Origin of the sequence: Streptomyces sp. NBC_00335, assembly GCF_036127095.1 — a bacterium.
Classification (GTDB): Bacteria; Actinomycetota; Actinomycetes; order Streptomycetales; family Streptomycetaceae; genus Streptomyces.
Genome location: NZ_CP108006.1, coordinates 7,824,367 through 7,846,879, shown reverse-complemented (window position 1 = coordinate 7,846,879; position 22,513 = coordinate 7,824,367). Strand labels below are relative to the sequence as shown.

The 22,513-nt window shown below is 74.3% G+C and carries 18 protein-coding genes; 10 read left to right on the top strand and 8 right to left on the bottom strand.

All coding sequences use genetic code 11. The features are described 5' to 3' along the window. Positions 1–27: 27 nt before the first annotated feature. On the bottom strand, positions 28–942 hold the full coding sequence (locus tag OHA37_RS35525; RefSeq protein WP_266911607.1) for a sensor histidine kinase: 915 nt from the start codon (positions 940–942) through the stop codon (positions 28–30). A 186-nt stretch (positions 943–1,128) separates the two neighbouring features. On the opposite strand from OHA37_RS35525, the gene OHA37_RS35520 reads away from it, so the two are divergent. Next, entirely contained in the window at positions 1,129–1,974 is an 846-nt protein-coding gene (locus OHA37_RS35520; protein ID WP_266911605.1) for an ABC transporter ATP-binding protein, read from the top strand. Further along, the gene (locus OHA37_RS35515) at positions 1,971–4,283 is read left to right on the top strand and encodes an ABC transporter permease (RefSeq protein ID WP_266911603.1); all 2,313 of its coding nucleotides are present in this window, start codon (positions 1,971–1,973) and stop codon (positions 4,281–4,283) included. Before OHA37_RS35520 ends, OHA37_RS35515 begins: the two co-directional genes overlap by 4 nt. A 120-nt stretch (positions 4,284–4,403) precedes the next feature. Here the strand turns inward: OHA37_RS35515 and OHA37_RS35510 are convergent, their stop codons facing one another. Continuing rightward, positions 4,404–5,117, bottom strand: coding sequence for an ABC transporter ATP-binding protein (locus OHA37_RS35510; protein ID WP_266911602.1), 714 nt, complete (start codon positions 5,115–5,117; stop codon positions 4,404–4,406). 349 nt (positions 5,118–5,466) lie between these two features. On the opposite strand from OHA37_RS35510, the gene OHA37_RS35505 reads away from it, so the two are divergent. From OHA37_RS35505 to OHA37_RS35490, 4 genes are all read left to right on the top strand, one after another. After that, positions 5,467–8,808, top strand: coding sequence for an FtsX-like permease family protein (locus tag OHA37_RS35505; RefSeq protein ID WP_266911600.1), 3,342 nt, complete (start codon positions 5,467–5,469; stop codon positions 8,806–8,808). Further along, positions 8,805–11,609 carry a hypothetical protein gene (locus OHA37_RS35500; protein ID WP_266911598.1) on the top strand — a complete coding sequence of 935 codons (2,805 nt, stop codon included), beginning with the start codon at positions 8,805–8,807 and terminating at the stop codon, positions 11,607–11,609. Before OHA37_RS35505 ends, OHA37_RS35500 begins: the two co-directional genes overlap by 4 nt. Then, positions 11,606–12,604 carry an ABC transporter ATP-binding protein gene (locus OHA37_RS35495; RefSeq protein ID WP_266911597.1) on the top strand — a complete coding sequence of 333 codons (999 nt, stop codon included), beginning with the start codon at positions 11,606–11,608 and terminating at the stop codon, positions 12,602–12,604. Before OHA37_RS35500 ends, OHA37_RS35495 begins: the two co-directional genes overlap by 4 nt. Before the next feature lie 755 nt (positions 12,605–13,359). Next, on the top strand, positions 13,360–14,844 hold the full coding sequence (locus OHA37_RS35490) for a condensation domain-containing protein (protein WP_266911595.1): 1,485 nt from the start codon (positions 13,360–13,362) through the stop codon (positions 14,842–14,844). 28 nt (positions 14,845–14,872) lie between these two features. On the opposite strand, the gene OHA37_RS35485 is transcribed toward OHA37_RS35490, so the two are convergent. Then, a complete protein-coding gene (locus OHA37_RS35485; protein ID WP_266911593.1) occupies positions 14,873–16,102 on the bottom strand; it encodes an RNA polymerase sigma factor in 1,230 nt (409 codons plus the stop codon). 66 nt (positions 16,103–16,168) lie between these two features. Next, positions 16,169–16,528 (bottom strand): YciI family protein, encoded by a 360-nt coding sequence (locus OHA37_RS35480; protein ID WP_266875698.1) that lies wholly within the window; start codon positions 16,526–16,528, stop codon positions 16,169–16,171. A gap of 204 nt (positions 16,529–16,732) precedes the next feature. On the opposite strand from OHA37_RS35480, the gene OHA37_RS35475 reads away from it, so the two are divergent. After that, complete coding sequence (locus OHA37_RS35475) at positions 16,733–17,107, top strand: DoxX family protein (protein WP_266911591.1); 375 nt, start codon at positions 16,733–16,735, stop codon at positions 17,105–17,107. 81 nt (positions 17,108–17,188) lie between these two features. Here OHA37_RS35475 and OHA37_RS35470 read toward each other — a convergent pair whose 3' ends face one another. Further along, positions 17,189–17,458 carry a hypothetical protein gene (locus OHA37_RS35470; RefSeq protein WP_266911589.1) on the bottom strand — a complete coding sequence of 90 codons (270 nt, stop codon included), beginning with the start codon at positions 17,456–17,458 and terminating at the stop codon, positions 17,189–17,191. 101 nt (positions 17,459–17,559) lie between these two features. On the opposite strand from OHA37_RS35470, the gene OHA37_RS35465 reads away from it, so the two are divergent. Then, a complete protein-coding gene (locus OHA37_RS35465) occupies positions 17,560–17,898 on the top strand; it encodes a thioredoxin family protein (protein ID WP_266911587.1) in 339 nt (112 codons plus the stop codon). 17 nt (positions 17,899–17,915) lie between these two features. Here OHA37_RS35465 and OHA37_RS35460 read toward each other — a convergent pair whose 3' ends face one another. Next, the gene (locus OHA37_RS35460) at positions 17,916–19,661 is read right to left on the bottom strand and encodes a cation:proton antiporter (protein ID WP_266911585.1); all 1,746 of its coding nucleotides are present in this window, start codon (positions 19,659–19,661) and stop codon (positions 17,916–17,918) included. Between the two features lie 133 nt (positions 19,662–19,794). Then, on the bottom strand, positions 19,795–20,829 hold the full coding sequence (locus tag OHA37_RS35455) for a BtrH N-terminal domain-containing protein (protein ID WP_266911583.1): 1,035 nt from the start codon (positions 20,827–20,829) through the stop codon (positions 19,795–19,797). A 112-nt stretch (positions 20,830–20,941) separates the two neighbouring features. Between OHA37_RS35455 and OHA37_RS35450 the strand changes: the two genes are divergently transcribed. After that, positions 20,942–21,295, top strand: a complete 354-nt coding sequence (locus tag OHA37_RS35450; protein WP_266911581.1) for a DUF1304 domain-containing protein — start codon at positions 20,942–20,944, stop codon at positions 21,293–21,295. Further along, positions 21,292–21,948 carry a TetR/AcrR family transcriptional regulator gene (locus OHA37_RS35445; RefSeq protein WP_266911579.1) on the top strand — a complete coding sequence of 219 codons (657 nt, stop codon included), beginning with the start codon at positions 21,292–21,294 and terminating at the stop codon, positions 21,946–21,948. The genes OHA37_RS35450 and OHA37_RS35445 overlap by 4 nt, the downstream gene beginning before the upstream one ends. Positions 21,949–21,994: 46 nt before the next feature. On the opposite strand, the gene OHA37_RS35440 is transcribed toward OHA37_RS35445, so the two are convergent. After that, positions 21,995–22,510 (bottom strand): hypothetical protein, encoded by a 516-nt coding sequence (locus tag OHA37_RS35440; protein WP_266911577.1) that lies wholly within the window; start codon positions 22,508–22,510, stop codon positions 21,995–21,997. Positions 22,511–22,513: the final 3 nt, after the last annotated feature.

Genomic DNA, 22,513 nt, shown 5'->3' with positions numbered 1-22,513 from the left:
CCGGCTCGGCGGCCGGGGCGTGCGTGGTCACGGCCGCTCCAGCGGGAGGCGGGCTCGGACCCGGTAGCCGCCACCGAGGCGGCGGCGTGCGTCGAAGTCCCCGCCGTACACGGCGACCCGCTCGCGCAGCCCGACCAGCCCGTGCCCGGCGCCGTCCGCCTTCGGGCGCGACGCGGTGAGCCCTGTGGACGCAGCCGGGGCGTGCTCCCCCGCCTGCCCGGCCGTTCGGTCCCCGGACAGGACGCTCGGTCCGCTGTTGAGCACCTCGACCCTCAGCGCCTGGTCCGCGTACCTCACCGTCACCTCGGCTTTCACCCCGTCCCCGTGTTTGAGTGCGTTGGTCAGCGCCTCCTGGATGATCCGGTAGGCGGTGACGTCGATCCCGGCGGGCAGCGGCCGCGGGTCGCCGGATATCCGGACCTCCACCGGCAGCCCGGCGAAGGCTATCCGGTCGATGAGCGGGCTGAGTCTGCTCAGACTGGGCTGCGGCGCCAACTCCGCCACAGGATCTCGTCTTTCAGCGGCCCTGGCCCCATACGGTTCGTCATTTCCGTCCTGGGCGGGCGCGAGCAGGCCCAGCAGGTGCCGCAGTTCGGTCATGGTCGTGCGCCCGGCCTTCTCCACGGCGGCCATGGCAGCCGCCGCCTCCACCGGCATCGTCGCCAACACCTCGCGGGCGGCACCGGCTTGGACGATCATCAGGCTGACGTTGTGGCTGACTATGTCGTGGAGCTCCGCCGCTATCCGGGCCCGCTCCGCGTCCACCGCGGTGCGGGCCGCGGTCTCCCGCTCCCGCTCCAGCAGCCAGCCGCGCTCCTCGATCGCCGCCCGGTGCGCCGCGCGGGCCCGCAGGAGCGCCACGGTCAGCCCGAACCCGGCCGACACCACGCACACCGCGCACACCGCGCACACCACGGCAGCGACGCCCCATCCCGTCGTCACAGCAACTCCCCCTCCCCCGACCATGATCCTCTTTCCAAGATTCTTCCACCCGACCTTCGCAGGCACCCCGTGTAGTCCACATCCCTCTCCCGGTTCGGTCCCGCGTACATCCCCAGGATGACCCCGCTCGCCGTTTACATCCGGGGGGTGACGCAGCGCCTCCGACCGGCCTTCTAGGTTCGTGCCATGACACCTCATCACGACAGCGCCGACCGGAGCGTCGTCCGACTGGACCGCGTATCGAAGGAGTACGGCGACACCCTGGCGCTCGACGCCCTGTCCCTGGAGATCCGCCGGGGCGAAGCCGTCGCCGTGATGGGCCCCTCCGGCTGCGGGAAGTCCACGCTGCTCAACATGGTGGCCGGCCTGGACCGGCCGACCGCCGGAACGATCAGCGTGAACGGCCAGGACCTCGGCAGCCTGACCGAGACCGGCCTCGCACTCTACCGGCGCCGCGACGTCGGCATGATCTTCCAGTTCTTCAACCTCATCGACGACCTGCCGGCCCTCGACAACGTCGCACTGGCCGCCCAGCTCACCGGCACCTCGGCGCGCCAGGCCCGCCGCCGCGCCCTGGAGCTCCTCGACGAGCTCGGGGTCGCCGACCGCCGCAACAACTACCCGACGACGCTCAGCGGCGGCGAACGCCAACGCGTCGGTGTGGCGCGCGCCCTGATGAACCGTCCGGCCCTGCTCCTGGCCGACGAGCCGACGGGCGCCCTCGACAGCCGCTCCGGCGAGCAGGTGATGGACCTGCTGATCGACCTCAACCAGATAGGCCAGACCCTGCTGATCGTCACCCACGACCCGCACCTGGCGACCCGCTGCGCCGGCCGGCTCGTCGAGATGGCCGACGGCCGCATAGCCCGCGAACGCGCCCTGGACGGCGAGACCGTGAACCACCAGACCGTGGACGGCGAGACCGTGAACCACCAAACCGCGGACGGCCAGACCGAGGACCACCAGGCCGTGAACCGCGAGACCGTGGACGGCCAGGCCATGGACCGCGAGACCGTGGAGCGTTCCGCATGAGCGCCGTGTGGCGCGCCTCCCGCGCAGCCGTGAAGCGCCGCAGGGTCCAGACCTTCGTCATCGGACTCGTCGTCCTCTGCTCCACCACGACCGTCCTGCTCGCGCTCGGTCTGCTCGCCGCCGCCTCGGGCCCCTTCGACAAGGCGTACACCGCGCAGCGCGGCGCGCACACCGTGGCCACGTACGACCCGGCGAAGGTCTCCGACACCCAGCTCGCGCAGACGGCGCACCGCCCCGGTGTGGCCGCCGCTGCGGGCCCGTTCCCTCAGGCCGTCGTCGACGTGCCCGACAGCTGGCTCTGGATGCCGGCCGGCCCCCTCACCGTGGTGGGCCGCGCCGATCCGGCGGGACCGGTGGACCGGGTCGACGTCCTGATGGGGCACTGGGCGCAGGGCCCCGGCGAGATCGTCGTCAACTGGGCGGTCGACGGAACCCCGTACGCGGACCTCCTCGGCACGAAGCTGGAGGTGCCCGGGCGCCCGACGCTCACCGTCGTCGGCTTCGCGACGAGCATGAGCAGATCGGCCGCCGCCTGGGTGACGCCCGAGCAGGCCGCGGCCCTCCATCCCACGTCCACGCAGATGCTGTACCGCTTCACCGACCCGTCCACCGGTGCGCACCTGCGCGACTCGCTCGCCCGGGCCACGGACGGACTCCCCGCGGACTCGCTGACGGCCGCGCAGACCTACCTCACCCTCAAGAAGGCCTTCTCCGCCCGCGCGGACGCCTATCTGCCCTTCATCGCCCTCTTCGGCGTCCTCGGCCTGCTCGTCTCCGCCCTGATCGTCGCGAACGTGGTCAGCGGCGCCGTGGTCTCCGGAAACCGGCACATCGGCGTGCTCAAAGCCATCGGCTTCACGCCGAACCAGGTCGTCGCCGTCTACCTCACGATGGTCTCGGTCCCCGCCGTGGCCGGCTGCGTCCTGGGCACCCTCCTGGGCAACGCGCTGGCCGCGCCCATCCTGCAGATCGCCTTCTCCGGCATCGAGACGGGGATGGCGGGCGTGGGCACCGTCTCGCCCTGGCTCAGCGTCGCGTGCCTGACCGGGATGCCCGCCCTGGTCGCGCTGACCGCGCTCGTACCGGCCCTGCGCGCGCACCGGTTGTCGGCCGCGCAGGCCATCAGCGCGGGCGGTGCGCCCCGCACCGGGCGCGGGCTGCGCGTCCAGCGCCTCCTGGCCGCCTCGCGACTGCCGCGCTCCGTCAGCATGGGCCTCGGGCACCCGTTCGCCCGCCCCGGCCGCGCCTTCATGACCATGGCGGCCATCGTCCTCGGGGTCACCACGGTGACCCTCGCGACCGGTCTGACCAGCACGATGGTCTCGTACGCGCAGACCGGCCGCGGCCCCGGCGGAACGGTGGTCCACGTCCAGGTCGGGGGCCACGGCAACAACCCCGTCGAGCCGCTGCTGAGCGACGCGCAGATCGAGGAGCGGCTGCGGTCACTGGGGGCACAGGAGCTGCAGGCCCGGGCGCTGATCCAAGTCGGCCTGGTCGGCCACACGCAGCCCGCGTTCGGGACCTTCTACCGGGGGAGCCTGTCCCCCGCCGGTGCCGCGTTCGTGGAGGGCCGGCCGCCCAGCGGACCCGGCGAGATCGCGGCGGGCCCGGGCTTCCTCACCGAACGCGGGCTCGCGGTGGGCGACCGGGTCACCCTGGAGGCCAACGGAAAGCGGGCGGCCGCGACCGTCGTCGGCCAGCTGATCGACAGCGACGCGCGCTCCCTGGAATCCACGTGGGAGACCCTCGGTCAGCTCGCCCCGGACAGCCGCCCGGTCGAGTACACCGTCCGGCTCGCCCCCGGGGCGGACGCCCGTGCCTACGCGGACACCGTCGACGCGGCCGACCCCGGACTGCGCGCCGAGGTGGTGGACTCCGCCAAGGTGAACGCCGCCACCACCACCGTCGTCGGCTTCTCCTCGGTGTTCTCGGTCATGCTGGCCCTCGTCGCCTCGCTCGGCGTCTTCAACACCGTGCTGCTGAACACCCGGGACCGCCGCCGCGACCTGGGCATGCTCAAGTCGATCGGCATGACCCCGCGCCAGGTGGTCACGATGACGGTGACCTCGGTGACCGGACTCGGGCTGGCCGGCGGACTGCTCGGCATTCCCCTCGGGATCGTCGCGCACCGGCTCGTCGTGGACAACGTGGGCATCGTCGCCTTCCCCGAGTCGATGAAGGACGTCTGGCACGCGCCACAGCTCGCCGGAATGCTCTGCGCGGGGGTCGCGATCGCCGTCCTGGGCGCGCTGATCCCGGCCCGCTCGGCGGCCCGGATGACCATCGCCGCGGCCCTGCACACCGAGTAGGACCCGCCGACCGCCCCGCCCCGCCGGGCCCAGCCCCGCGGGGCCTGCGGGGCTAACGGCGCCTGCGAGCCGACCGGGCCTACCCGGCTACCTGGCTACCTGGCTACCTGGCTACCTGGCCTACGGTGCCTCAGCCGGCTCCCCGGCAGCCGCGGCGTCCTGCGCCGAAGCCTCCACGATGCGCCCGTCGCGCAGTTCCACCACCCGGTCCGCCAGTTCCATCAGCGCCGGGTCGTGCGTGGCGACCAGCGCCGTGACCCCCTCGCTGCGCACCACCGCGCGCAGCAGCCGCATGATCTGCCGGCCGGTGTCCGAGTCGAGCTGGCCCGTCGGCTCGTCGGCGATGATCAGGTCGGGCTCGTTCGCGAGGGCCCGCGCGACGGCGACCCGCTGCTGCTGGCCGCCGGAGAGTTCGCCGGGGCGCTGCTGGGTGTGCTCGGAGAGGCCGACGAGGGCGAGCAGGGTACGGGCCCGCTCCTCGCGCTGCTTCGCCGGTATCTTGCGCAGCCGCATCGGGACCCCGACGTTCTCGGCGGCGGTCAGGGCGGGGATCAGGCCGAAGGACTGGAACACGAAACCGATCCGGTCGCGGCGCAGCGCGAGGCGGCCGTCCTCGTCGAGGCCGGCCAGATCGGTGCCGTCGAGGGCGACGCTGCCGCCGGTCGGGGTGTCGAGGCCGCCGACCAGGTTCAGCAGGGTGGTCTTGCCGGAACCGGACCTCCCCTTGAGCGCGGTGAGTTCGCCGCGGCGGACCTCGAAGGACACTCCGCGCAGGGCGTGCACCGCCTGCTGCCCCGTCCCGAAACTGCGCCGCACGTCGTCCACGACCACCATCGGCGGCGCCCCGGCACCCGGCCCCGGTTCGCTTCCCGACGCCTGTCCCGACGCCCGTCCCGACGCCCGTCCCGGCACCAGCTCCGACACCAGTTCCGACGCCCGTCCCGCACCCGCTCCCGACCCCTGCTCCGGTTCCTGTCGCCGTTCCTGGTCCTGCGTCATGCTGCGGTTCCCCCTCCAAGCGGATGAGCGGATGAAGGCCGAGAACAGCCTTCTTGCGGTCCCGCCCCCACGATTTGTTCATCCGTTGCACTATTCACGCAAGCCCCTTCCACTGCTTGTTCGAATCTGGCAGCATCGTCCGGTATCCGGGGACACCAGTCCGGTGCGGGGGAGGAACAGGCACATGCTCGGCTTCGTCGTGCGCCGGCTGCGCGGGCGATTGCCGCTCGCAGCCGCCGTACTGCTCACCGTTTTGATCACCACGACTGTGCTCACCGCGCTCTTCGCCTTCACCCGTGGAGTCGGCGACGCCGGCCTGCGCCAGGCCCTCCAGGGGCCCGGTCTCACGCGCGGCACCGTCCTGGTCACCGGTTCCCACCCGACGGCCGACCGCGCCAAGGACGACGAGGCCGTACGGGGCTTCGCGCGCGAGCTGTTCGGTCCCCTCCCCACCGGCACCGAGAGCGTGGCGCGCAGCCGGTCGTACGGGCTGCCCGGCCCGCACACCCCCGGCAAGGACGCCGACCTGACGCTGTTGGCGACCTTCGCCAAGGAGCGCGTACGACTCCTCGCGGGCACCTGGCCCCAGCCCGTCGCGGGGCCGGTCTCCGACCGGAGCGCCCCGGTTCCCGTGGCCGTGCCGAAGACGGCGCTGGACCGGCTCGGGCTGGCCGAGGGAGCGCTCCCCGCACAGGTGCGGCTCGACGACCGGTACGGCGGCTCCCCGCTGACCGTGCTGGTGACCGGCGTCTACCGGGCGGCCGAACCGGACTCCCCGTACTGGCGGCTCGACCCGCTCGGTGCGCGCGGCCTCCAGGTCGCCGGATTCGCCACCTACGGGCCGCTGCTGGTGGACGATTCCGCCTTCACCGCGGGCGGGCTGGCCCAGGACAACCGCGCCGTGCTCCTCACCGCGGACTTCTCCTCCGTGGACGCCGCGACGGCCGAAGCGGTCCGCGGCCGGTCCGCGAAGGCCCTGGAAGCGCTCCAGCGGGATTCCGGGCTCCGGCACTCCACCGAGCTGCCGGCGCTGCTCGGTGAGTTGGGCTCGGGCCTGACCGTCGCCCGCTCCACCCTGTTGGTCGGCGCGCTGCAGCTGGCCGTGCTCGCCGGTGCGGCGCTGCTGCTCGTCTCGCACCTGCTGACGGAGCGGCAGGAGGGCGAGCGCGCCCTGCTCGCCGCGCGCGGCGCCTCCCGCGGCCGGCTCGGTGTCCTCACCGCGGCGCAGTCGCTGCTGCTGGCGCTGCCCGCCGCCCTCCTCGCGCCCCTGCTGACCCCGCCGCTGCTGCGCCTGCTCGGCGGCTACGGCTCGCTGGCGCACGTCCCCTTCACGGTCACCCGGAGCTGGCTCCTGTGGCCCGTCGCCGCGGCCTGCGCCCTCGGGTGCGTCGTGCTCACCACCCTCCCGGTCGTCCTGCGGGGCGCCGCCGCGGCCGCCCTGCACCGGACCGGCCGCCGACAGGCACTCGTCGCCGGCGCCGCCCGCTCCGGCGCGGACCTGGCGCTGGTGGCCCTGGCCGCGCTCGCCTACCAGCAGCTCTCCCGCTACGGCGCCGGCGGTGCGGGCCCGGCCGCGCACTCCGGCGGGCTGTTCGGCGTGGACCCGGTCCTGGTCGCCGCCCCGACGCTGGCGCTGTGCGCGGGCACCCTGCTGGTGCTGCGGCTGCTGCCCTTCGCGGCGCGGCTCGGCGCGCGGATCGCCGCCCGGGGCCGGGGTCTTGGTCCGGCGCTCGTCGGCTGGCAGCTGGCCCGCCGGCCCGGACGGGCCACGGGGCCGGTGCTGCTGCTCGTACTCGCCGTCTCCAGCGGGGTCCTGGCCCTGGGCCAGCACACCGCGTGGTCCGAGTCCCAGCGCGACCAGGCCGATTTCACCACCGCCGGGGGCCTGCTGATATCCGACAGCGGCCTGCCCCCGCTGGGCCGGGGCGGCCGGTACGCGGCGCTGCCGGGCGGCGAGCGCGTCCTGCCGGTACTCCGTACCCAGCAGGCCCTGCCTGGCGGGCGCACCGGCCAGCTGATGGCGCTGGACGCGGCGGCCGCCGCCGACCGGCTCGCCCTGCGGGCCGACCTGCGCGACGGGCGCGGCATGCGGGAGCTGTTCACCCCGCTGGTCCCCGCCGCCTCCCCCGGCGCCGCCGCTTCCCCGATCGCCACCGGCGTCCCCCTCCCCGGCGATCCGCAGCGCATCGACCTCTCGGTCTCCGTGCGCTCCAGCGGCGCGGGCGGCCGACCCGGGCTCGGGCTGCTGCTGCGCGACCGGTTCGGCATCACCTACCGGGCCGCGATGGTGCAGCTCCCGGAGAGCGGTGACACCACCGTGTCGGTGCACATCGGCACGATGCTCGGAGCCCCCATCGGGTCGGCCGCCACCCCGCTCAGGCTGGCCGGGCTCGTGTTCTCGTACGACCGGGAGGGACCGCTCCCCGGTACCGACCCGAACGCCGATCCGGGCCCCGCCGAGGCCGGTACCGCGGTCAAGGTCTTCGACGAGCTGACCGTACGCGGCCTCGCGGTCGCGCAGACCCGGGACGGCGCGGCCGCGCCGGTGGCCGGGCCCGCACCCGACTGGAAACTGTCTGCCCCCAAGCTCGCCGACGGCTCCCCGGCCGCCGAACTGCCCACCGGCTCCGAGCCCGCGCCGGGCGCCCCGACCCTGCTCAAGCTGCGCTACCGGGACGGTTCCGGCGAACGCGGCGGCGTCCAGGCCGGCCTGACCCCGGGGCCCGCGCCGGCCGCCGAGATTCCGGGGATCGCCACCCGGGCCTACCTGTCCGCGATCGGCGGGGCCGTAGGCGATCTGGTGCCGGTCAAGCTGGACGAGGTCACCCTCCCGGTACGGGTCACCGCCGCGATCGACTCGCTGCCCGTGGCCGGCGACACCGCGATCGCCGTCGACCTGGCCACCGCCGGCAGGCTGCTCGCGGCGGCCGGCCGGGAGCTTCCGACGCCCGGTGAGTGGTGGCTGCCGGCCGCCTCCGCCGACGACCCCGCACCGGCCCGCGCCGCCGCGGAACTGCGCGCGGGCGCCGGCTCCCAGCAGGTGCACCTGCGCGAGGAGGTGGCCGCGACCCTGCTGGACGATCCGCTCAGCGCGGGCCCGCAGGGGGCGCTGGCCGCACTCGCGGTGGCCTGCGCGGTGCTCGCGGCGATCGGATTCGCCGCCTCCGCCGCGGCCGCCGCCCGTGAGCGGGCCCGGGAGTTCTCGGTGCTGATGGCGCTGGGCGCCCGGCGCCGGGACCTGGCCCGGTCGGCCACCGCCGAGAGCTGCGTGCTGGTGGGGCTCGGCACCGCGGTCGGGCTGGGGCTGGGCGTGGTCATCGTCCACCTCGTCGTACCGCTGACCGTGCTCACCCCGGCCGCCGGCCGCCCGGTGCCCGAGGTCCTCGTGGACCTGCCCGCGGCGCGGACCCTGCTGCTCGCCGCCGCGATCGCCGCCGTACCGCTGCTGTCGGCGGTCTTCGGCGGCCGGCGCAATCAGAACCGCTCGAAGCCGGCCGACCGGCTGCGGCACGTGGAGGACATATGACCGGGCCGGCCGCGACCAACGCCGACCGGCGCGCCCCGGACGGGACCGGCGCGCGGGCACCGCAGGGGTCCGCCCCGCACGCCGTGCCCCCGCCCGCGCCCTGGGTGCGGACCCGGCTGCGCGCCACCCCGCTGAGCGCCCTGCTCGGTGCGGCCCTGGCCTTCGTCGCCGTCCTGCTCTCCGCGGCCCTGCCGCGGGCCATGGACCGGGGCACCGACCAGGCGCTGCGCTCCTTCCTGGAGTCGCGCGGGCCGAGTCAGACCAGCCTCTACGTCAGCGCGCGACCCCGCTACGGGGAGCAGAGCCCGCAGGACCTGGACGAGGTACTGGCCACCCTGGTCTCCCGTACCGCCCCGAGCATCGGGGTCGCCGCCGCCGGTCCCGTCCACGGGGTCGTCGCGGGTGGCCGTTCCCTGGCGACCCCCCGCCTGGCCGCCCCCGACGGGATCCCGCCCCAACTGGCCCTGTACCACCTGCGCGAGGCCTCCGAGCACGTACGGCTGGTGGAAGGGCGCTGGCCGGGCGCCGCCGGCGGCGCGCCCGGGAGTCCCGTGCCCGTCGCGCTGTCGCAGAGCGCGGCGAAGACGCTCGGCGTCCGGCTCGGCATGGTGCTGGAGACCACCACCGGCCAGGCCCTGACCACGATGAAGGCGGAGGTCGTCGGCCTGTACGCCGCGAACGACGAAGCCGAGGACTACTGGATCGACGACCTCGCCTGCCTCACCCGCGCCTGCCTCACCCAGACCCCGAGCCGTCCGCCGCAGTCGTTCTGGCTCACCGGGGCCCTCGTCGGCCCGGAGGTGCTCGACCGGCTCGTCCTATGGAGCGAGGGGCACACCCAGGACTTCTGGCGGATCCCGGTGGACACCGCGACCCTGCGGGCCGACCGGCTCCCCGCCACCGCCAAGGCCGTCGCCTCCTACGTGACCGGCCCCACCGCGGCCCGCCTGAGCCGGGAGACCCACCGGAGCGATCTGCGCATCAACTCCCGCCTCCCGGAGCTGTTCACCCAGGCCGAGGCCCGGCGCCAGGCCGCCGCGCCGCTCGCCGCGATGGGCCCGGCCGGGGTGGCCGGAGTGGCGTTCGTGGTGTTCTGCCTGGCCGCCGGACTGACCGGTGACCGGCGGGAGGCCGAACTGCGGCTCCTGCTGGCCCGCGGCGGTTCCCGCGCGGGCATCGTGCGCCGGCTGCTCGCGGAGAGCGCCGTCACCGTGCTGCCCGCCGCCGCGCTCGCGACGGCGCTCGCCGTGATCCTGCTGCCGACGCCCCGCTCGGCGGGCACCCTGCTGGCCGCTTCGGCCGCAACGCTCCTGGCGCTGCTGGCCGTTCCCGTACGGGCCTTCGTGCTGCTGTCGCCGAAGCGCCGGCCGGGCCCCCGGCGGCGGCTGGTCGCCGAGCTGCTGGCCCTGGCTGCGACCGCGGCCGCCGTGTTCGAGGTCCGTTCCCGCGGGGTCGCCCCGGCCGGCGCCGGTGTGGATCCGCTGCTGGTCACCGCCCCGCTGCTGCTCGCCCTCTGCGGCGGCCTGCTGCTGGCCCGGGTCCAGCCCGCCCTGGTCGGGGCGCTGGCCCGGGCGTCCGGGCGGGGCCCGGGGCTGATCGGTTTCCTCGGGCTGGCGCGCGCCGCCCGGGGCACCGGAGGCCGGACCCGTCCGTCCGTACTGCCGCTGATCGCGCTGCTGCTGGCGGTCACCACCGGCGGCTTCGGTGCCACGGTGCTGACCGCGATGGCCGAGGCGCGCTTCGAGGCGGCCCGTACGGCCGTCGGCGGCGACGCACAGGTCTCGGCGCTGGGGGGCACGCTCCCGGAGTCCCTGACGGCGGCGGCCGCCGCGCTGCCCGGCGTACGGTCCTCGGTGAAGGTGTGGAGCGACGACAACGTGTTCCTCTACGGCACCAAGAACGGCAGCTCGCAGATCTCCGTGGTCGTCGCGGACCCGGTGGAGTACGCGAAGCTGTCCGCGGCGGCCGGCAGCGGCGGGTTCGATCCCGCGCTCCTGGCGAAGGGCGCCGCCGGCACCTCGGGCGCGACGGTGCCCGCGCTGATCAGCCGGGACCTCGCCGACGACGACACCTCCGACTACCGGCTGCGGCTGGAAAACGGCGGGGAGCTGAAGCTCACGACCGTCGGAGTGGTCGACGGCACCCCCGCCCGGCCCGGCGCGAAGTCCACCACCGTGGTGCTGCCCGCCGCCCAAGTACTGGCGGCGATACCGCAGATGGGGCTGCCCAACACCTGGCTCGCGCTCGGCGCGGTCGACCAGCACCGGCTGGAGCGGGTGGTCCGCACCGCGGACCCGGCGGCCGCCGCGGAGCGCTACCGCGTCCGCACCAGTTCCGCCACGGCCGCCGAACTGGGCTCCGACCCGCTCCAGCGCTCCGCCGAGCGGCTGTTCTGGGCCTCGCTGGTCGCAGCCGCGGGCTTCGCGCTGCTGGCGGTCCTGCTGACCCTGGTCCGGGCCGCCCCCGACCGCGCCGCGCTGCTCGCGCGGCTGCGCACCATGGGGCTGCGGCCCCGGCAGGGGGTCCTGCTGATCCTGGTGGAGTCGGTGCCCCTGGCCCTGGCCGCCGCGCTGGGCGGCGCACTGCTCGCGGCGGGCGCCGTCGCGCTGCTGGGCCCGGCCGTGGATCTGTCCACGCTGGTCGGCACCCGGGTGCCGGCCGGTCTGCAGGTCCTCATCACGCCCGTACTGACCCAGGCACTGGGCCTGGCCGCCCTCGTCGCGGGGGCCGTGCTCGCGGAGGCGGCGATCTCCGGCAGGCGACAGATCACGACCGAGTTGAGAGCGGGAGACCAGCGGTGAACAGCGATCAGCCCACCTACGAGGAGCTGCAGCGGCAGGCCCTGGCCGCCGCCGAGCCCCGCCGCCACGGCGCGGACACGGCCATCGCCTGCGACCGCCTGGTGCGGATCTTCAGCACGGACGGGGTCGAGGTGCAGGCCCTGCAGGGACTGGAACTGACCGTGGCGCAGGGCGATCTGATGGCCCTGGTCGGAGCGTCCGGCAGCGGGAAGTCCACGCTCCTGAACATCCTCGCGGGACTGGACGTGCCCACGGCCGGCACCGCCAGCGTCGGCGGCTACGACCTGCTGGAGATGTCGGCGCGCGACCGGCTGCGCTACCGGCGCGAGGCGGTCGGCTTCGTCTGGCAGCAGACGGCCCGCAACCTGCTGCCCTTCCTGACGACGGCGCAGAACATCGCCCTGCCGATGCAGTTGAAGGGCAGCCGGCGCGCGGCCGCCAAGCGCCACGCGGTCCGGACCGGCGAGCTCCTCGAAGCGCTGGAGATCGGCGAGCTGGCGAACCACCGCCCCGCCGAGCTCTCCGGCGGCCAGCAGCAGCGCGTGGCCATCGCGGTGGCGATGGCCAACGATCCGGCGGTGCTGCTCGCCGACGAGCCGACCGGCGAGCTGGACTCCGAGACGGGCGGGGCGATCTTCGAGGCCTTCCGCACCGTCAACCGCGAACTGGGCGCGACCGTGGTCATCGTGACCCACGACCCGCTCGTCGCGGGCGAGGTCCGGCGCACGGTGGCGATGCGCGACGGCCGCACCAGCAGCGAGGTGCTGCGCCGTACGGTCACCGACGAGCACGGCGCCGAGTCGGTGAGCGAGCGCGAGTACGTGATGCTCGACCGCACGGGACGCGTACAGCTCCCGCACAAGTTCCTGGAGGCCCTGGGCATGGAACACCGGGTGGCGGTGGACCTGGCCTCGGACCACATCGAACTGCGCCCGGACGACGCGGCCGCCGCGGCGGCGGACGGCGGCGGCGTGCAGGAACCGGCCGCGGGCTGAGACACCCCGGGGAGCGCTCCCGGATCAGTCTCTTCGGAGCCCCGTTCGGCCCGTGGGTGAGCTCCTCGTCCGCGTACCATCTCTCGACCTGCTCGGCGCGCGGGTGGACCACGCGCAGCGGCTGCGGGGCCGCGGCGGCGGTCATCGTGTACCGGCCGGGGGCGAGGAGGCGCAGCAGGGGCCGCAGCCGTTCCGGGTCCGGCGGCAGGAAGTTCCCGGTGAGCGGGTCGACGGCGAGCTCCGGCGCGGCCAGCCATGCGGTGAGCGCCTTGGTCTCCGCGGTGATGGGAGCGCCCGGGCCGGTGGCGCGCGAGGCCAGCCAGCCGACGCTGCCGCAGAAGTCGCTGCCCTCCAGCACGACGGGCCGGCCCCCGAGGAGGAGCACGCTGACGTCGTCGTACCCGGTGACTTCTATGAGACCGAGGCCGTCGGGGACCTCGCAGACGACGGGATCGCTGGTCATGGGCCGAGTCTGCCAGAGTGCGGGCCGGGCGAGAGAAGGGTTTTGTGAGGTCGGTCGAGCCGTGGGTGACCGGGCTGCCCGTCGCACGGGAAGCCCCGCGTCCGAAGGGTCTGCGGGCGCTCCCGCACCGCTTGCGGTGAACCCGGCGGGGCCCCGGGCCGCAGCCGTTCGCCCGCACGTACGCCCGGTCCGCACGGCGCGCCTGCCGGTGAACCTCCCGGCGCGCGTCACTTCCGTGGCCCGGGTGTCGTTAGGCGCTCGGGGTTGACTCGGGGGTCGAAGGGATGACGGAATGCGGCAGTTTCCTCTGGAGATGAACCACATGGCACCCGGCCGGGTCGTCGAGTGGCGGTTGCGGTCCACGGCCGGGGTGCAGTCCCCCGGCCCGGACGGCGCGGCGGACAGGAGGGCCTCCTTCAACCAGGACAAGCACTTCACCGTCGCCGAGGAGAGCCGCGCGGCCGACGACCCGACCGCGTCGTGGATCGCCGTCACCTTCGAGGTCGAGGGCCCGCTGGACGAGGAGGCCCTGACCGGCTCGCTGCTGGCGTTCGTACGCCGCCACGAGGTGCTGCGCTGCGAATTCCGCCGCCTGGCAGGCGAGTTGGCGTGCGCTCCTATCCCCGCCGCCGAACTGGCCCTGGACACCGTCCAGGTCGCCGACTTCGAACGCACCGAAGAGGTGACCGGCTTCCTGGTGGAGCGGTTCAAGCGGAGCATCGACACGCTGTCCTGGCCGCTGTTCACGATGGGCGCCGTCCTGCGCGAGGACTCGGCGACCGTCTACCTGGCCTTCGACCACATCGTCTGCGACGGCATGTCGATGCCGATCGTGGTCCAGGAGGTCGAGCACGGCTACGAGGCCCTGTGCCGGGGCGAGTTGCCCGACCCGGCGCCCGCGCCGAGCTATCTCGACTTCGCCGAGGAGCAGCGCGCCCGCTATCTCTCCATCGACGCGGACGACGAACGGCTCGGCTACTGGAAGGAGTTCATGGCGAGCGGCGGCGGTGAGTTCTTCCCGCGCTTCCCGCTCGAACTGGGTGTGGAGCCGGGCCGGATGTACTCGATCGTGAACGAGGCCTCCCCGCTGCTGGACGCCGCCGAGGCGGAGGTCTTCGAGAAGGCCTGCCTGGCGGTGGACGGCAAGCCGTTCATGGGGGTGCTGGCCGCCGTCGCGGTGTGTCTGCGCGAGGCGGGCGGGCCGGGGGTCTACCGGGGGTTCATGCCGGTGAGCGAGCGGGGCCGGGCCGGGTGGGGCAACTCGGTGGGCTGGTTCGTCAACACCATGCCGATCGAGTTCGACGCCTCGCCGGGCCGGGACTTCGAGCAGGTCATGTCCTCGGTGCGGGCCGGCTTCAACGAGATGATCGGCCATATCGACGTGCCGTTCGTGCGGGCCTGGGAGTTGCTCGCTCCCCGTGAGTTCGCCGCCCGCTCCTGGCCGTACCCGGTGAACTTCTTCTCGTACATCGACATGCGCAAGTGCCCGGGTGCCGAGCGCCACGAGGACTGGCGGCCCACCTCCCACGTGTGGTCGGCCCAGGCCAACGGGGCCTGCTCCTGGTTCCAGCGGGACGCGGACGGGCTGCACATGAACTCGATCTACTCGGACACTCCCGCCGCCCGCCGCACCATGGACGGATTCCTTGAGGCCCTGCGCGAGACGGTCCGGGAGATCGCCCGCCACGGCTCGCTGCGCCGTCCCATCGCGCTGACCCCGCCGCGCCGGCCCGCGCGGACGCCGCTCGACGTGGCGGCGTTCGCCCGCCGCGGCTGACCCGGGTCGCGTCCGACGGCGGCGGGCCTCAGAGGCGGGCCGCGCGGGCGCGCAGCAGGGTCTGTTCCCGGGCGTTGCGCGTGAGCGAGGCCGCGCGTTCGAACTCCGCCCGGGCCTCCGCCGGGCGGCCGAGGCGCTCCAGCAGGTCTCCCCGTACGCTCGGCAGCAAATGGTAGGAGCGCAGGGCCGGTTCCGCCGTCAGGGCGTCGACCAGGGGGAGCGCCGCCGCCGGGCCCTCCGCCATCGAGACGGCGACGGCCCGGTTGAGCTCGATCACCGGTGACGGGATCAGCCGGACGAGCCGTCCGTAGAGGGCGGCGATCGTCCGCCAGTCGGTGTCCTCGTAGCGGACGGCGTCGGCGTGACAGCCGGCGATGGCGGCCTGGAGGGAGTAGGGGCCGGCGCCCGCCCGGTGCAGGGCCTCGACGCCGCGGCGGATCAGCAGGCGGTTCCACTTGGACCGGTTCTGGTCGGCGAGCAGCACCGGCTCCCCGTCGGGGCCGGTGCGGGTGGCGATCCGCGAGGCCTGGAACTCCAGCAGCGCCGCCAGGCCGTGCACCTCGGGTTCCTTGGGCATCAGGCCCGTCAGGACGCGGGCGAGGCGCAGGGCGTCCTCGCACAGGGCGGGCCGGACGAGGTCGTCGCCGGCCGTGGCCGAGTAGCCCTCGTTGAAGACGAGGTAGATGACCTCCAGGACGGAGGCGAGGCGCTCTTCGCGGTCGGCTCCGTACGGGACCTCGAAGGGCACCCCCGCCTTCGCGAGCGCCCGCTTCGCCCGGACGATCCGCTGGGCGACCGTCGGTTCGGGGCAGAGGAAGGCGCGGGCGATCTCCTGGGTCGTCAGTCCGCCCATCAGCCGCAGGGTCAGCGCGATCCGGGCCTCGGTGGCGAGGACGGGATGGCAGGCGGTGAAGATGAGCCGGAGCAGGTCGTCGTCGATGGACTCGGGGTCCGCGAGCGCGCCCTCCTCCTCCGGCGGCGGGACGTCCTCCAGGGTGCGGCCCACCTCGGCGAGCTTGCGCGCGTAGGTCTCCTTGCGGCGGACGAGGTCGATGGCCCGGTGTTTGGCGGTGGCCATCAGCCAGGCCCCCGGCTTGTCGGGCACCCCGGAGGCCGGCCACTGCTCCAGCGCCGCGACCAGTGCGTCCTGGGTGATCTCCTCGGCGATGCCGACGTCGCGCACGATCCGGGCGACGCCCGCGATGATCCGCGCGGACTCGATCCTGAACACCGCTTCGACCGCTCGGGTCGTACTCACTGCCGTCACGGCTACCCATCAGAGCAGCCGTGACGAGGCAGGGCAAACGGCGCGCGGCGGCGGCCGTCAGCTTCCGTCGAGCTGACGGAGCTCGGCGCCGACCGTCCAGTTCTCGGGGTGGATCTCCAGGAAGCGCTTGGTCCACTCCAGCGCCTCGTCCTTGTCCTTGCACTGCATGAGGGCGTACCCGCCGACGACCTCCTTGGTCTCGGTGAAGGGCCCGTCGGTGTAGCTGAGCTTCCCGCCGGACCAGGTGACCCTGGTTCCCTCGGAGGTGGGGAGCAGACCGGCGGTGTCGAGCATGACCCCGGCCTTGGTGATCTCCTCCATCAGGGCGCCCATGCGGTCGTTGAAGTCGGCCGGGAAGGGGGTGTCGGGGGTCAGGTTCTGCTCGTCGATGCGGATCAGCGAAAGGAAGCGCGGCATGGTGACTCCTCGGTGGTGGAGGACGGGGCCCTTCCCCGCCTCTCACCCCTGCGTCGAACGGGAGACGCCGGGATCGACAGCTTCCCGGAAAAATCTTCAGCGACTTTCGGGGCGCGCACGGTGACGGAGATTCCGGTCGCCGCCCCACCCGGAGCTACCGGCGAGTAGGATCGCCGGGCCCAGGCCCCTCCGAGAGGATCCCCGATGCCGCGCGTACCCTCCTCACCGCTCCTCCTCGCCGGTCTCCTGGCCGGCGCGGCGGTGGCGCACGCCGTCGCTCCCAAGCAGTTCGACGCGACCGTGCCGCGCTCGCTGCCCGGCACCCCGCGCCAGTGGACGTACGCGAGCGGCGTGGCGGAGCTCGCGCTCGCGGCCGGTGTCGCCCACCCGCGCACCCGCAAGGTCGCGGCCCTGGCGACGGCGGCGTTCTTCGTCGGCGTGTTCCCCGCGAACGTCAAGATGGCCGCCGACGCCCGCCACCGCTCCCCCGCCCTGCGGGCCGTGACCCTGGGCCGGCTGCCGCTCCAGGTCCCGCTGGTGCTGTGGGCCCGCAAGGTCAGCCGGAACGCGACGGGCTGAGGCCGCCGGGCCGCCCGGGCGGGCACCCCACCGCCCGCCGCATGCCCACCGCCGGCCGCTTGCCTTCCGCCGCCCGCGGAGTCAGCGGCTGTCGCCCGTCCAGTCCCAGTGACCGGGATCGGCGGGGCGGCGCCGGTAGTGGGCCCGGCCGCCGGGCCCGTAACGCCCTATCTCCGTGGGGAGCCGGGCCTCTTCGGCGAGCTGCGGACCGCTCCAGCCCGTGATGTCGAGGAGCAGCCCGTCGAGGGGACCGCCCACAAGCTCTCCGTAGGCGTGCCCCGGGAGCGGACCCGGGTCGGGGTCGTCGTGGTCGGCGCCGTAGACCCGGCGCCGGAGCATCCTGTCGTCCATACCGGTCAGCTTCACAGACGGCACTGACAACGCCCCGGCGGGCCGAGCGGCGATGATGGGAGCCGTTCGGATCGCACGGCACACGAAGCGGAGCACCATCCATGGCACGTCGGGTACACCAGCCACTGGAGGACCAGGAGTTCGACTTCATCCTGGGCATGACGGACGGGCCGGTGCTCGCCTACTTCTGCGGCAGCTGGCCGAAGGCCCTGGAGCCCTGCCGCGCGATGGACACGGTCGTCGCCGCACTGGCGCAGGAGTACGGAACCCGGCTGACGGCGGTCCGCGTGGACATCACCCGCTGCCCCGCGCAGACCAAGCGGTACGGGGTGACGGGGGCCCCGACGGCCGTGCTCATCACGGCCGGCGAGCCGGTGGCCACCCAGGCCGGGCCGATGACGGCCGAGGAGTTCCGGGTGTTCCTCGACGCCCGTCTCTGATCGAGGAAGCGTGGGCGTCAGTGCCGGGTGGCCGCGCCCAGGCGCTGGAACAGGGCCTCGTCCAGGTCCAGCCCCTGCTGGGCCTGGTTGATGGCCTGCGAGCTGTAGATCCCGGTCGAGCGGGCGGCCAGGACGGCGTCCCGCGAGGCGGCGATCACACCGAGCCGCAGGTCCACGTACTGTTCGCGCGCGCCGTCGAACGCGGGGCCCTTCGCGTGCCCGTCCCCCCGCTCCAGCCGGGCGTCCTCGCGGACCTTGGCGAGGACCTCCGGCGCGTACGGGCTGCCGTCGCCCCGGACGAGGCCCGGCTCGTCCAGCGCGGCGCGGCCCGCGGCGGCGACCTCGTCGAGCAGCCGCCCGTACTCCTCCCGGAAGCGGACCGGATCGTCGCCGGAGACCTTCACCTTCCGGATGACGGCGGGCAGGGTCAGGCCCTGGAGCAGCAGCGTGGTGGTGGCGACCACGAAGGCGATGAGCAGCAACTGGGGGCGGTACGGGGTGTCCTCGGGCAGGGTCTGGGCCGCGGCGACGGTGATCGCCCCGCGCATCCCGGCCCAGGCCAGGGCCACGCCGCTGCGCCAGCCGAGGCTCTCGTTGACCTTGAAGTCGGCGTCGGCCGAAGCCCGGGTGACGCGGTCCTTCATCTGCTCCCTGCGGCGGGGCGTCAGCTCCCTGCGGGGGCGCAGCGGATTGACCTGCTGCTCGGACTCCGGGGCGCCGAGCCGGTCCATCAGCCAGTCGAGCCGGGGCTTCTTCTCGGCGGCCCGCTGCGCGTCCTTGCGCAGCGAGGCGATGAGCGGGGCGACGAACACCATGCGCGCCACGATCACCAGGGCGGCGGCCGCGAGGCCGATGAACAGGGCGCGCCAGGCGCTGAGCCCGTCCGCGGCGACCTGGTCGAGGAGGCCCTTGAGGCCGAGCCCCATCAGCAGGAAGATCGCGCTTTCGAGCAGGAAGGCGAGCGTGCGCCAGTTCATGGCCTCGGCCAGCCGGTCCTGGGCGCTGAGGAAGCGCGGGGCCTGATGGCCGGTGACCAGGCCCGCGACGACCACGGCGAGGACTCCGGACGCATGGAACTCCTCGGCCGGCAGGAAGGCGACGAAGGGCACGACGAAGGAGATCGCCGTGTTCAGCAGGCTGTCTTTGAGCAGCGCCCGGACCCGGACGTTGACGAGGCCCACGAGGAGGCCGACGGCGGTGGCCAGGGCCACGGAGAAGAGGAAGTTCCCGGCGACCCCGGCCAGGGAGACGGTTCCGGCCATGGCCGCGATCGCGGAGCGCAGCAGCACCAGGGCGGAGGCGTCGTTGACGAGTCCCTCGCCCTCCAGCATGGTCAGCAGCCGTGACGGGAGGCCGAGCTGCTTGCCCATGGAGGTCGCGGCGACCGCGTCGGTGGGGCTGACGACGGCGCCGAGGGCGAAGGCGGCGGGCCAGCCGAGGCCGGGCATGAGCCAGTGGAAGAGCCAGCCCGCCCCGAGGGTGGTGACGGCCACGAGCAGGACCGCGAGACCGCTGATGGCCTTGATGTTGCGGCGGAAGTCAGACGCGGGCATGTTCACGGCCGTCGAATAGAGCAGGGGTGGCAGCACGCCCGCGAGGACCCACTCCGGTTCGACAGCGAGCGCCGGCACGCCCGGTACGAAGCTGAGGGCGATGCCGACGACCACCAGGCTCAGGGGGGCGGCGAGGCCGAGCCGCTTCGAGAAGGCGGCGACGGCGACGATGCTGCTGACGCCGACGATCGAGACGAGGGTCATTTCCATGCGCGGTACAGGGCCTTAGGGGTGCTCGGGGACGATTTGTCCACCGTACGCCCAGAGGTTTCACCGCGTCAAAAATTGAGCGACTCAACTTTTGACGCGGCCCCACGCGGCCCCACGCCGCCCCGCGCGGCCCTTACTCGGCGGGCGCCGCCTGCGGCAGCAGCGCCACCGCCTGCCGCTCCAGCACCAGGGCGCCGTCCACGAGCTCGGCGCAGGCGTCGAAGAGCTCCCGCCGTCCCGCGGCGTCCGCCTCGGGGTCCGCCGCGCGGGCCAGCTCCGCGAGCCGCGACCACTGCCTCCCGGAGTCACGGAAGAGCCCGGCCGCCTCCCCGTGTCCGGCGAGGTCGAGGAAGTCCGCGTAGAGCGGCCGGGTGGCGCCCGGGGCGGTCCACTCCTCCTCCAGGCAGGCGGAGAGCCGCTGCGTGCCCAGCGCGAAGGCCTCGGGCGTGGCGAAGCGGCGTTCCCAGCCGGTCTTGGTGCTGGTGTCGCGCAACTGCGCGGCGAACTTCTCCATGCCGGAGAAGCCGAAGTTGACGTCGAAGTGGTTGCCGAGCACCGGCCCGGTGAGGCGGGAGACGGTGGCGGCGATCGCCGCGTCCAGGTCGGGCTCGCCGGCGGGCTTCCCGGTGGTCACCACCATCTGATGGCGGCCCTTCTTGTGTCCGGACCAGGCGGCGCCGAACTCCTCGCGGCCGATCGCGTACGGACCCCCGGCCCCGTCCAGGGCGGCCGCCGGGTCGTCGACGTGGAAGGTGTCCCCGCCGTAGCCGACCAGGGCCACCACATACGGATCGGCGGCGGCCAGCTCGGCCATCGGGGCGGGGCCGTGCCAGGGCAGGGCGGACCGGTCGACGGTGCAGAGCACCGGGGCCCCGGCGTCGAGCGCGGCCTCGACCCGGTGCCAGCGGGGCTTGGCGCTGCGCGTGGCCTCGTAGGGGATGCGCAGGCGGCCGAGGGCGACCTGGACCCAGGGGTCGGGGTGGGCCTGGGCGACGATCGTCGGCATCGGCGGCCGGCCGGCGTACTCGAACACGAAGTACATGAAGCCGATACCGCCCGCCAGGCCCGCGACCAGGGCCTCTTCGTGCACGCTGCCGAGCGCGTGCCGGATCAGCGTGGCCTCGCGGTGGCTTCCGGGGGCGAAGTCTTCATATACGTGCGCAGTCATGCGGTCAGCGTAGCCGCGCCGCGGACCGCAGGCTGCGACGCGACTTCCTGTACAGTTGTCCAGGAAGTCGGAGGGGCCGCTCTCCGCTCACCCCGCCCCCAGGGAGGTGGCCGTGCACACGGTCGCAACGATCCTCATCGGCCTCGTCGCCGCACTGCACGCGTACATCCTGGTCCTGGAGATGTTCCTGTGGCAGCGACCGCCCGGCCGCGCCCTGCACGGCTTCGACGCCGACACGGCCCGCCTGACCGCCCCGCTCGCCGCCAACCAGGGCCTCTACAACGGATTCCTGGCCGCCGGCCTGGTCTGGTCCCTCGTCATCGATTCGCTCGCCACGCAGATCTTCTTCCTCGTCTGCGTGATCGTCGCCGGGGTGTACGGGGCCGCGACCGCCAACCGCCGCATCCTCTTCGCCCAGGCCCTGCCCGGCGCCCTCGCCCTGGGCGCGGCGCTGCTCGCCCGATGACCTCCGGCGAGCAGGACGGGCGGCCGCCCGCCGGACCGGGCGCGGCCGCCGGCGGGCACGCCGCCGCGGATGCCGATACCGCCCCCCGCACCGACCCCCGCACCGCCCGCACCAAGGCCCGGCTGCGCGAGAGCCTCCTCGCCGAGTGCGCGGACCGGCCGCTCGCCGAGGTCGGCGTCTCCATGGTGGTGCGCCGGGCGGGCGTCGGCCGGGCCACGTTCTACCTGCACTACGAGGACCTCACCGCGCTCGCGGTGGACGCGTGCGCCGACGTCGTGCACGCGGCGGTCGACGCCCTGCACGCCTGGCAGACCGATCCGTCGGCGCTCCCCCCGGCCCGGCCCCCGGCCGCGCTGGCGTCTTTCCTCGGGGGCGCGGCCGACCGGGCCCCGCTCTACCGCGCCCTGCTCCTGCCGGGCGGCGGCGGCCCGCTCGGCGAACGCCTGTACCGGGAGCTGCGCGAGCGCAGCCGGGCCGAGCGAGCCGCGGTGGGCGCCCCGCGCCCCGAGCTGGTCGCTTCGGCCGTGGCGGCCACCTTCACCGCCGTGCTCGCGGACTGGCTGCACGGCGCCCTCCCCGCCGGCCCGGCGGACCCGGCCGAGCTGGCGGACCGGATCTGGCTGCTCCTCGTAGCCCTGCACCGGGCGGGGTGATCCGCGGAAGCCGACGAGCCTCGGCGCCCCGCACTCCGTCGGTGGTTCAGCAGGACATCGCGGATCCGTCCAGTGCGGATTCGACGGTCGCGACGAATCGCGACGGCCCGTCGGCCCCCACCCGCAGCAGGGCCGGCTCGCCGGCCACCTCCTTCCGGAAGCACATTCCGAGACCGCTCCGGAACTCGTCCGGGGCTTTCGCCCGGGTACCCGTCGGCTTCCACCCTTCTTCACTCGCGGTCTCCCAGTAGCGGGTGGCCAACGACCGGGCGTCCGCGTCGTACGCGTAGGCGCTGTCCGCCGCGATCCAGGGTTCGCCGCTGTCGTCCATGCACTCGAGACGGGTCCGCTCCGGCACGGGCGTGGTCCCGGCCGCGGCGGCGGGCGCCGCGGTCGAGACCTGGGCCATGCGCGCGGCCGCCTTGTTCTCCTCGCACGAGCCCTCCGACCCGTAGAAGAGCGAGTACACCGACTGCGAGAGCAGGGCGAGGCCGACCAGAGAGCCGATCACGGCGGCCAGGCCCCAAAGCCGCCCGCGCCACGGGGAACGCGCAGTGGTCAAAGG

What these genes read in the sequence shown, in the direction of transcription:
- OHA37_RS35445 (WP_266911579.1), top strand. Translation starts at nt 21,292, where the DNA reads ATGACCTCCGGCGAGCAGGACGGGCGGCCGCCCGCCGGACCGGGCGCG.
- OHA37_RS35500 (WP_266911598.1), top strand. Translation starts at nt 8,805, where the DNA reads ATGACCGGGCCGGCCGCGACCAACGCCGACCGGCGCGCCCCGGACGGG.
- OHA37_RS35520 (WP_266911605.1), top strand. Translation starts at nt 1,129, where the DNA reads ATGACACCTCATCACGACAGCGCCGACCGGAGCGTCGTCCGACTGGAC.
- OHA37_RS35475 (WP_266911591.1), top strand. Translation starts at nt 16,733, where the DNA reads ATGCCGCGCGTACCCTCCTCACCGCTCCTCCTCGCCGGTCTCCTGGCC.
- OHA37_RS35470 (WP_266911589.1), bottom strand. Translation starts at nt 17,458, where the DNA reads ATGGACGACAGGATGCTCCGGCGCCGGGTCTACGGCGCCGACCACGAC.
- OHA37_RS35465 (WP_266911587.1), top strand. Translation starts at nt 17,560, where the DNA reads ATGGCACGTCGGGTACACCAGCCACTGGAGGACCAGGAGTTCGACTTC.
- OHA37_RS35460 (WP_266911585.1), bottom strand. Translation starts at nt 19,661, where the DNA reads ATGGAAATGACCCTCGTCTCGATCGTCGGCGTCAGCAGCATCGTCGCC.
- OHA37_RS35515 (WP_266911603.1), top strand. Translation starts at nt 1,971, where the DNA reads ATGAGCGCCGTGTGGCGCGCCTCCCGCGCAGCCGTGAAGCGCCGCAGG.
- OHA37_RS35480 (WP_266875698.1), bottom strand. Translation starts at nt 16,528, where the DNA reads ATGCCGCGCTTCCTTTCGCTGATCCGCATCGACGAGCAGAACCTGACC.
- OHA37_RS35455 (WP_266911583.1), bottom strand. Translation starts at nt 20,829, where the DNA reads ATGACTGCGCACGTATATGAAGACTTCGCCCCCGGAAGCCACCGCGAG.
- OHA37_RS35505 (WP_266911600.1), top strand. Translation starts at nt 5,467, where the DNA reads ATGCTCGGCTTCGTCGTGCGCCGGCTGCGCGGGCGATTGCCGCTCGCA.
- OHA37_RS35490 (WP_266911595.1), top strand. Translation starts at nt 13,360, where the DNA reads ATGCGGCAGTTTCCTCTGGAGATGAACCACATGGCACCCGGCCGGGTC.
- OHA37_RS35510 (WP_266911602.1), bottom strand. Translation starts at nt 5,117, where the DNA reads ATGGTGGTCGTGGACGACGTGCGGCGCAGTTTCGGGACGGGGCAGCAG.